The organism is Ureaplasma sp. ES3154-GEN (genome assembly GCF_025780075.1).
Classification (GTDB): domain Bacteria; phylum Bacillota_I; class Bacilli_A; order Mycoplasmatales; family Mycoplasmoidaceae; genus Ureaplasma.
In genome coordinates, this window is sequence record NZ_JAOXHM010000003.1 from 129,493 (window position 1) to 139,327 (window position 9,835).

Consider the following 9,835-nt stretch of genomic DNA (forward strand, 5'->3'; position numbering starts at 1 on the left):
CAATTGCCAGAAGAATAAACTAATAACTTTTCTTCTTTAGAAATAGCACACAAAGAGAAAAAAAACTAAAAATGACACAAAAGGTGTCATTTTTTTAATTTAATAAAATAAAAAGATTTTGTATGTTTTTAACTATTTATTTTATTAATTTTTTTGATTAAAAAATGACATCTTTTGATGTCATTTAGTAGTTAAATAATTAATTAGTCTCTTTATTTGCTGCTTCACCTGTTGGTTGTGCTTCGTTGGTAGTGCTAGTTGGGTTAATAAATTGACTGTTTAGTTCTACCATTAACTCGTTTGCTGCAACCATAGTTGCGTAATTATAAATTAATGCAAATGGTGTAAATCCTTGTTCGTTGCTATTTTCAAAAGGTTTATAAATATCAGCTGAGAAACGAGCAAATTTATTTGTTAAATAAACATTTTCTGCGCGTAATCCGTTTAGATATGTATAGTATGCAGTACGTTTTGTATTGAAGTCACTTAATGCCGTTTGTGTGTCTTCGTTATTTTTTTGCGCATTTAGTAAAGCAATAATACTTGTTGCATATGCATTTTCTAAACTAACAATATTATTATAAACTTCCGTTCGTTTTGTATTTGCTTCATCTGTGTTTTCCAAATCCACTTCAATTGAATTTTCAGAGTTATCTAAACTTCAAATACTTTGAGTTATTTCATTAGATTTAACACTTTCAAAAGCATCACGTAAATAAGTTTTTAGTTGAACGTCTTGGTATCTATCAGGAAGCATAATGCTTTCTAAATTACTTAGATTATTATTTTTAAAATAACGAGCCAAAACGTATAACTCTTGCCCCGGGGCAAATAAAGCGAGTTTAGCGTTTTTTGTTTTTTTACGTTCTAAACTTTGTAAATTTGTTTCCTCGTCAGCAATAAAATCAAGGTGTGTTTTTCATAATGGAGCTGTTTTATTTTCTTCTGGTGTTCCGTAATTATCACGTAGTTCTTTAACTGTGTTTAGGATTTGGTTAACACGAGTTTCAAGATCTTCCTTAGATGCTGATTCATAAACTTCTAATGCAGCAGTAATTTTAGATTCTAAATCAGTTGCAAAAGTTAATAGTTTATTTTTTAGTGTGAAATCATCGTAGTAAGGATTAAATGCTTTTTCGTATTCAGTTGATTGTTCTAATTTGGTTTTTAATTCATTTGCTTTTGTTTTTCATTCATTTAGTAGTGTTTGAATTGCTTCTTTACTTTCAAAAGTTTGTGTTGCAAAAGTATCTAAAGTTGTTTTAATTTCTGCAAGTAATTCATATGCTTTAACATTTTCATCGTCAGAGAAAGCATTAGTTATAATATATGCATTAAAGATTCCATAGACACTAGTTGGATTCTTGTTGCCATTTAGGGCATTTAATAAGTTGTTATAAGCGGTTTGTACAGCTGTTGTTTCTTGTTTTAAAGTATCAAGTTCTTTATTTTCTTTGTTTGTATTCACACTAGTTCAAGCATTTACAACATCGTTGAGAAGTTCTAATAATTTTGCTTTTTCTGCATCATCGAATATGTATTCTCATTCACCATTAGAATTTGTTTTTTCAACTAATGTGTTTTTCATACTTGTTGCATTGTTTAATTGCGTTTCAACATACAAACGATATGCTGGTGTGTCTGTTTCCTGTTCATTTGTTGCAACAGTAAATAAACTATTTACAAGGGCATTAATATCGTTGTATTGTTTTTTTCATTCAGCAATTCTATTCTGACTATCTGTAATTTGTTTTCCAATTTTTGCGCTTAAATCATATTTTAATAATTCTTTTAATTCTGGACTATTTAAATCATCATTTGTTAAAGTGTAGAAATTTAATAATTGATAAGTTAATTTAACTCGACGTTCTAGTAATTTAAAAGCATTATAACGCGCAAATGCAGAAGTAAAATCAGTTGGATTTCAGTTTCGTAAACGATTAATTTCCTGGTTTACTAATACTGCAAATGGTTGTCAGATATAAGTACGTTTACTATCCTCTTCGTCAAGACTATTTCGTTTGTTAATAACGTTATTTCTAAACCAAGCATTGAAATTTTCGGTTGCGGTCACCATTAACGCTTCATCAACCATTGTAGTGTACTTTTGTGTCTCATCCTCAACATCGATTTGAACCAATTGGTAGTACAAGTCTTTTGCTTTACGAAGTAATTTATCTAAATCTTGTTCATAAACCAAGTCGTTAAAGTATTTTAATTGGTCTTTGTTACGCACAAGGTTAATTAATTCGTTAACATTCTTTACAAATAATTTGTATAAGTTATCATATTTAACGGAACGAATGAATTTGTTTCCTTTTTCATTGATAAAACTTGTAAACATATTCGCAGTTTGCGTAAATTCGAACAATGCTTTTTTTAAGAATGCTTCGTCTGTAATTTGTTGCAGAATCGGAAATGGGGTTAATTTAACATCTGGCAAGTCTTTAAAAGTTTTTTTATCCTGACTTAACATACTGCCAAAGTATTGTTCTCCTTCGATAATGTTAAACAAACTAATTTGTTTTTGTAATGTTTCACTGCTTGTTTTAATTCGTTCGTAAAAATTTTTTAGTGTACTATATTTTTTTAATAATTCATTTTTTGCAGCTTGTTTCGCTGTTTCATCATCTCCGTTAAAACTGTTAACTTCTTTTGCAGTAGCTGCATCAATAGCTCTTTGTAGATCATTGATTCGTCAATCAAAAATCATATTCATATAATTACTTGCAGTAGTTGTAGTATTTACAGTTTGGTTTTCTGGAGTTGTATAAACCATTAATAAAGCAATTCGTTGCACGTAGTTAAGAATCATACTTTCAAACTGAAATAAATTTTTGTAATTTTCAGTTAATTTTAAAAGAGTTGGAGTTGTCGCAGAGAAACTTTCATAAATCTTATTAATTAAAGATTCATTTGAAGCATAAGCTTCAGGGTATTGGCTTTTTAAATTTGCTAAAAAATCATCAAATAAGAAATCTTGTAGGTTTTGTAAAAAGATTTTTGCTGAAGTTTCAGTTTTTGCCAATAATACTAGGTTAGGGTCAACGGCCTTATCAACTGCTTCTTTTAATTGTTCATTCAAAGCGTTGATTGCATCTGTATGTTCTTTTATTAAATTGGCTTTTTCTTCTTCTAAATTAGCGGCTTTTTCATTCGCGGTTGCATTTTGCTTACGCAAATTGACAACTTCAGCTCGCAAATCAGTTAACGTTTGTTCTAACTCTGTTTTAACGGTACTATTAGAAGTTTTTTTGCTTAAACCTAATAATTGATCCTTAACATCATTTAATAAAGTATTTAATTCAGTTTCGTTTAAACTATTAGTTTTATATTGGTTTAATAAAGTTAAATAACGATTGTTCAAAGTAGTTGCGGCTGATTTTAATTTTTCTTTATCATCAGCATTTAAACCATTATATGTTCGTTCATCCATTAACTGATCAATATATGCGCCAGTTTTAAATAAACTAATTGTTAATTGGTTTAGCTCGGTGTTTGAATCATTGTTCTTATTGTTTCTTGGACTACAAGCAGCAGCGATTGCTGGGAGTAGTAAAATAGGGGTTAAACCGATGGTTCACAGTTTGGTTTTTTTCTTCATAAATCCTCTTTCATTTGTTTTTTAAAGAATAAAAAAACATTGTGGTCATTTAGTTTTCAAAAATGATTACCTAATAACTACAATGTTATATTTGTCGATCGGGAAAACACGACCCAACTAATTATTATGACTCAAATTCTGAAAACAAAAACATTTACTAATCATGTAGTAAATCATAAAGCAATTATGCGTAATCTTCTTTGTGCGAGATAGCATATTTTCAGTCATGAATCTTTAATTCCTTTAATATCTTATAAAAAAACTATATCATAAATAAAAAGAAAAACTCACTTTTTTATTTTAAAAGTGAGTTTTTAAGTAAATTTATAGGTTTAATAACCAAAAAGTTATCTCTGGAAGTTGTAAGTTGCTAATACTTTTTGAACTATTTTCAGTCGTTTATTATAAATGGCTTTAATTTTGTAGAAATGGTTACGTAAATGTTCAATTGTTGTATTTTCTGTTTGTTGATTAAAGTTTCTTTGTTCTTGAATAAAACGCTTACGTTGATCAAAATCCTGAACATATTCACTATCATGTATTAATTGGTCATTTTTCTTGTTGGTTTGTTGTTTGATCTCTTCGATTGATTGGTCTAACTCTTCATCAAGATTTCTAACCAAAAGTTTAGTTAATTGATCATATAAAGATACATAACGGATAAATGAGTTTTTTTGTACATTTGCTAGATGTTCTAATTCAAGACCTGTATAAATAATTAAATCAAAATTTAGTATTATATGATTTAATGTTAATAAATCAGAAGCATTATATGTATTATTTGCCTGATGAGCCTTAAGTTGATCAATTTGGTTTTGTAAAAAATTGATCTTTATTTTTTGTTGGTTAATGCTTGTTAAATTGTAACCATAAGCAGTTTGAAAATCATCAATCATACTTTGATAAATTTCTAACTGATTTCTTTTTAACATCTGCTGGCTAAAATTTTCATTGACATTAAATTTAACATTAAAATGGTGATCTTTAGAGTACCAATTGTGTGAATAAGGATATTTTTCTAACCAATATAAAGATTCTTTATTATTGGCACAACTTGCAGTAATAGCAATTGTTCCGGTTGCCAACAACCCGATTCCAAACGAAAAAGCAAAAATTTTTATTTTTTTAGCTTTGGAAAGCGACATTATTTATTAATTACTAAACCCTTAAGACTTGTCACTGAGATCAATGCATCCTTTACACCCTGAACTCCAAAGCCTGAATTCTTAACCCCAAGGAATGGTAAAAGATCGGGTCCTCGAGAAGAAGCTTTGTTAATATTTACAGTTCCGGTTTCTATTTGGTTTGCATAAACAGCAGCTTGCTCGTAGTTTGTTGTGAAAATTGATCCTTGAAGACCGTATTCACTTTGGTTAATTCATTGAATTGCTTGTTCAACATTTTCATAAGTAATAATTGGCAAAATTGGTCCAAATGGTTCTTCTCATGCAACACGCATATCAGGTGTAACTTGATCAATTAACACTGGTGATAATAAATTGTGTGCCTCATCGACTTCAACTTGTGTCATTAAGACAGCTTTTTTATCAACTGCGTCTTTGATTAACTCTAAATTGTATTGAACAGATTTTTTGTTAATTAAAGGAACAATATCAGAGTTGTTTTCAGGCAATCCCACAGTTAGTTTTAAAGCATGTTCTTTTAGCAATTTAACTAGTTCATCATGGTTTTTTTGGGATACAAAAACTCGTTTTATAGCAGTACATCTTTGCCCTGAGTACGAGAAAGCACCTTTAATAATTTCAGCTGCAGTACTATTTAAATCTGCATCATCTAGCACAAGGGCAGGATCTTTTCCTCCTAATTCCAAAAATATATTCGCACGTTTAGCAACTGTCGCTAGATGGTTACCTACTGGTGCTGAACCGGTAAAGTTAATCACACGTACATATTCATTACTTGCTAAACGGTCACCGTTTAATCGTGCGTTAGTCATCAATGAGTTAACTGTGCCTTTAGGATATCCAACTTGTTGAGCAAGTTCAGCGATTTTTAATCCCACTAAAGAACCTTGAGTGGCAGGTTTAAAGACAACGGTGTTTCCGGCTACTAATGCAGGGGCAAGCTTAGTCATCAATAGATTTAATGGATAGTTAAATGGAGAAATCGCCAATACAACTCCTAATGGAACCCGAGTATAAATGGCAGATTTATTTGGTGTATTTAAAATTTTCTCGTCAAAAGATAATGGGTTATTCATCATTTCTTCGTAAGCCTTAATTGTGTCATACATATATTCAGCAGTACGCACAACTTCGCTCAAACTATCTTTTTTTGATTTAGCAATTTCTAGAACTAATAAATTTGCTAATTCTTCCTTATTTGTAAGGATTGCATCCGCAAATTTATTTAATAAATTAACTCGTGTAGTAACACTGGTTTTTTGATAATCTAAAAATGCAAGATGAGCATTTTTAAAAACATCATCAATCGCAACGGGATCATTGATTAAAGGAACACGAGCGATCACTTCATTATTTGATGGGTTGTAAATATCAACTGTTTCGTTAGTTGAAATAAACGAACCATTGATTAAAAGTTTAGGTTCAAACATAGATTTTCCTTTCAATGTTATATGATAATTATTATAAAATTTTTACTCCTCTTTTTTTTCACAAATTAATGTAATCTGTGGTTCAAGCGGAAGCTTGAACTTCCCCAATATGTTGTTTATGTAAGAAAAACATGCATAGTCGTGACTGACCGATTCCCCCGCCGATTGAATAGGGCAATTGGTTTTTTAAGATTAATTGTTCATATTCGGATAATTGGGGGGTAGATAAGGTTTTATTAGTTTGTTTACTAAAGGTTTTGGCATCCACGCGAATACCCATTGACATTAATTCTAACGCTTCATCATTAATTTGGTGATAAACTACTAAATCACCGTTTAGCGTTCAATCATCATACGATGGACTGCGCATAGAATGTACGACATTAGACTTTAAAGGATAACCAATTTGCATAATAAAAACAGCGTGATGCTTTTTAACAATCTGATATTCACGTTCATCAGGCGTTAAATTAGGATACAAATCTTCAAGTTGTTGTGAAGTAATGAAAAATAGATCATCAGGTAATTGTTTTTCCAAATTAAATTGTTTACAAACATCATTTTCGACTTTTTTTAAGACATCAAAGATTTGTTTAACAGTTTGTTGCAAATAATCTTGGTTTCGATCATTTGCTGTTATGCGCTGTTCTCAATCTCATTGGTCCACATAAATGCTATGCTTATGATCGATTTCATCATCTGCTCGAATTGCATTCATATCAGTGTACAATCCTTCATAAAGATCAAATTCATAGGCCTGAAGGGCATAACGTTTTCATTTAGCAAGTGATTGCACAATCTGTAAATCTAAATTAATTTGCGCAGCGTGAAATGTAACTGGTTGTTGCTTGCCATCCAACTCATCATTAAAACCCGATTGCTTAGTTACAAATAGCGGGGCTGTTACCCTCACCATTTTCATATCATTTTGAAAATAAGTCTGAAAACTGTTTTTTAAAACCATAATTTGTTTTTGAACCAAATTTATTTTTTTATGTGCTTCTGAAATCATATAGATCCTTTCTATTAAAAAAAGATAAATTAGCAATCTGCTAATTTATTGTTGGTTGATGCTTGTTTTTGATAAATGATTTGATGTACAAAACGGCACTAAAAATACTAAAGAATACTGCGACAAAGTTAATGATGTTCATTACATAAACAAACCAATGATTATTGTTAGTATTGATGCCAATAGTAAAGAATGAGAAACTAAAACCAGCGATTAACAAAACAGTTTTAATTTTTCCGTACTTGCTAGCGTGGATCGGAATCTTTTTGCTTGCTGCATAAATTCGCAAGGCATCAATTAGAATGTCACGCAATAAGTTAATAACAAATAGGAATGCAACGACAGAATTATTAAAAGCTAGTAACAACCCTACGCCATTAATTAGGATTTTATCAGCAATGGGATCAATAATTTTACCGAGTGTAGATTCAACATTGTATCTACGTGCGATATACCCATCTAACCAATCAGTACTTGCGGCAATTAAGAAAATAATTCCACTCGCAATTTGCAACCCTGAAATATAAGTGGCAAAAGAACCGATATTAATGGTATATCCACCTGAAACAAATTGAAGATCTCATCCTAAATAAATATTAATTAGTAAGAATAAAATTGCAATTAATGCAAATGCAATCCGGATAAAGGTAATAATATTGGGGATGTGCTTAATTATTTTGTTGCGATTAGGTTTAAAAACTGATTTGGCCATGACTACGTGGAAATGGGATTGTATCCTTAATGTTATCAACCCCTGTTACATACATTACTAAACGTTCAAAACCAATTCCAAAACCAGCTGACATATAATATCCAAATCGGCGTAGATCTAAATATCATTGTAAACTAGTTGTATCCAGATTTAACTCTTGACAACGTTGGACTAATTTTGTGTAATCCGCTTCTCGTTGCGAACCGCCTACCAATTCGCCAATTGCAGGTATAAGCAAATCGGTTGCAGCTACAGTCTCGTTATCATCATTTTGTTTCATATAAAATGCTTTAATTGCTTTGGGAAAATTTTGTAAGAATACAGGACCATGGACGTATTGTTCACATAAATAACGTTCGTGCTCAGAATTTAAATCCATACCAAAGAAAATATTTTTGTTTTCAAATTCTCATTGTTTTGAAACAGCTTCTTGTAAAATTGTGATGGCGTCCTTATAATCTAAACGCACAAATTCACTTTCAACAACTTTACGAAGGCGTTTGATTAAATCTGGATCATTTTTATCAGCTAAGAAACTTAACTCTTTAGGGTTTTTAACTAGAACCTCACTAATAGCGAATTTAATTAGTTTTTCAACCACATTTTGCATTCCTTTTAAATCTGTAAATGCCATTTCTGGTTCAATCATTCAAAATTCTGCTAGATGTCGGTTAGTGTGTGATTTTTCTGCGCGGAAAGTAGGACCAAAAGTATAAACATTGCTTAATGCCTGTGCATATGCCTCAGCTTGTAATTGACCAGTGACAGTTAAAAAAGTTGGTTTACCAAAAAATTCTTCATTATCAATTGGTTTTAGTGTGAAAGTTTCACCCGCACCTTCTGCATCGTTTCCGGTAAACAGTGGTGCTGCAACTCAACTAAAATCATTTTGGTTCATAAATTTATGAATTGCATATGCTAAGGTAGAACGGATTTTCATAATTGCATGGAAGGTATTTGTTCTAATTCGCAAGTGTGCGTTCATGCGTAATGTTTCAGGGTTTAAATCGTTGTTATTCATTAAAAAATCCTCATCACTTTGTTTTAGTAATTGAATTTCTTGGGCAACTAGTTCAAAACTCTGTTGTTTTGAAGGGGTTAGTTTTAACTCCCCTTGTACTCTGACTGCTGCTCACATTCGAGCATTTTTAATTTCATCAAAATTAACAAGTTCATTATTTTTATAAACCACTTGTAAATTTGAAAAATCAGAACCATCGTTAATTACCAAAAAACCTAATTTTTTGGATACACGGTTGGATTTTACTCAACCTGTGACAGTAATTGTTTGATCAGCGTAAGCTGCCGGGTTTACAAATATTGATTTAATTTTAATAGACATTCAAGACTCCTTATATCATTTTTAACTATAAGTAAATAAGTAAAACTAAAAAGCAAAAGACAACCTTTGCTTTTTAAAAAAATTATTGGTTTTTCGCTTGTTTTTTCAATAAACGAGCTTGACGACGTTCTTCTCGTTTTTGTTCTTTTCTTCGCATTTCTGCTTCGTATTTTTCGTTTGCTTCGATTTGTTCTTTTTGTGTTTCTTTTAGTAATTCTAGAATTCGTAATCCAGCTTCACTCATTCCACCATTTTTCAATTTTCGATAACGAACAGAATGTGTTGTTTTATGTTTTTGAGGTGTTGTGTTAATAAGAACAGGGGTTTTATTTGTTTCCACTTTAGATTGTTGTTCAAGAATTTTTGTTGGTTTTTCAACCTCAACAATTTTTTCAACTTCTTTGATAACTTCAACCGGTCGGTCAACATAAACAATTTTTTCAACCTCTTTAAGAACATCAACTGGTTTTTCAACCTCAACAATTTTTTCAACTTCTTTGATAACTTCAACCGGTCGGTCAACATAAACAATTTTTTCAACCTCTTTAAGAACATCAACTGGTTTTTCAACCTCAACAATTTTTTCAACT

6 protein-coding genes and 1 pseudogene are annotated in these 9,835 nt (G+C 30.9%); all 7 read right to left on the reverse strand.

Annotated elements, in window-relative coordinates:
• Positions 1 to 199: 199 nt before the first annotated feature.
• A complete protein-coding gene (locus tag OF377_RS01610) occupies positions 200 to 3,604 on the reverse strand; it encodes a hypothetical protein (protein ID WP_263836161.1) in 3,405 nt (1,134 codons plus the stop codon).
• A 347-nt stretch (positions 3,605 to 3,951) separates the two neighbouring features.
• Entirely contained in the window at positions 3,952 to 4,749 is a 798-nt protein-coding gene (locus OF377_RS01615) for a hypothetical protein (RefSeq protein WP_263836162.1), read from the reverse strand.
• Complete coding sequence (locus tag OF377_RS01620) at positions 4,749 to 6,179, reverse strand: aldehyde dehydrogenase family protein (protein WP_263836163.1); 1,431 nt, start codon at positions 6,177 to 6,179, stop codon at positions 4,749 to 4,751. The genes OF377_RS01615 and OF377_RS01620 overlap by 1 nt, the downstream gene beginning before the upstream one ends.
• A gap of 31 nt (positions 6,180 to 6,210) precedes the next feature.
• Entirely contained in the window at positions 6,211 to 7,191 is a 981-nt protein-coding gene (locus tag OF377_RS01625) for an aspartate--ammonia ligase (RefSeq protein ID WP_263836164.1), read from the reverse strand.
• A gap of 40 nt (positions 7,192 to 7,231) precedes the next feature.
• A complete protein-coding gene (pgsA, locus tag OF377_RS01630) occupies positions 7,232 to 7,903 on the reverse strand; it encodes a CDP-diacylglycerol--glycerol-3-phosphate 3-phosphatidyltransferase (RefSeq protein WP_263836165.1) in 672 nt (223 codons plus the stop codon).
• Positions 7,884 to 9,245, reverse strand: coding sequence for an asparagine--tRNA ligase (gene asnS, locus OF377_RS01635; protein ID WP_263836166.1), 1,362 nt, complete (start codon positions 9,243 to 9,245; stop codon positions 7,884 to 7,886). Before asnS ends, pgsA begins: the two co-directional genes overlap by 20 nt.
• Before the next feature lie 82 nt (positions 9,246 to 9,327).
• A pseudogene (locus OF377_RS01640) lies at positions 9,328 to 9,835 on the reverse strand (hypothetical protein); the annotation flags it as partial.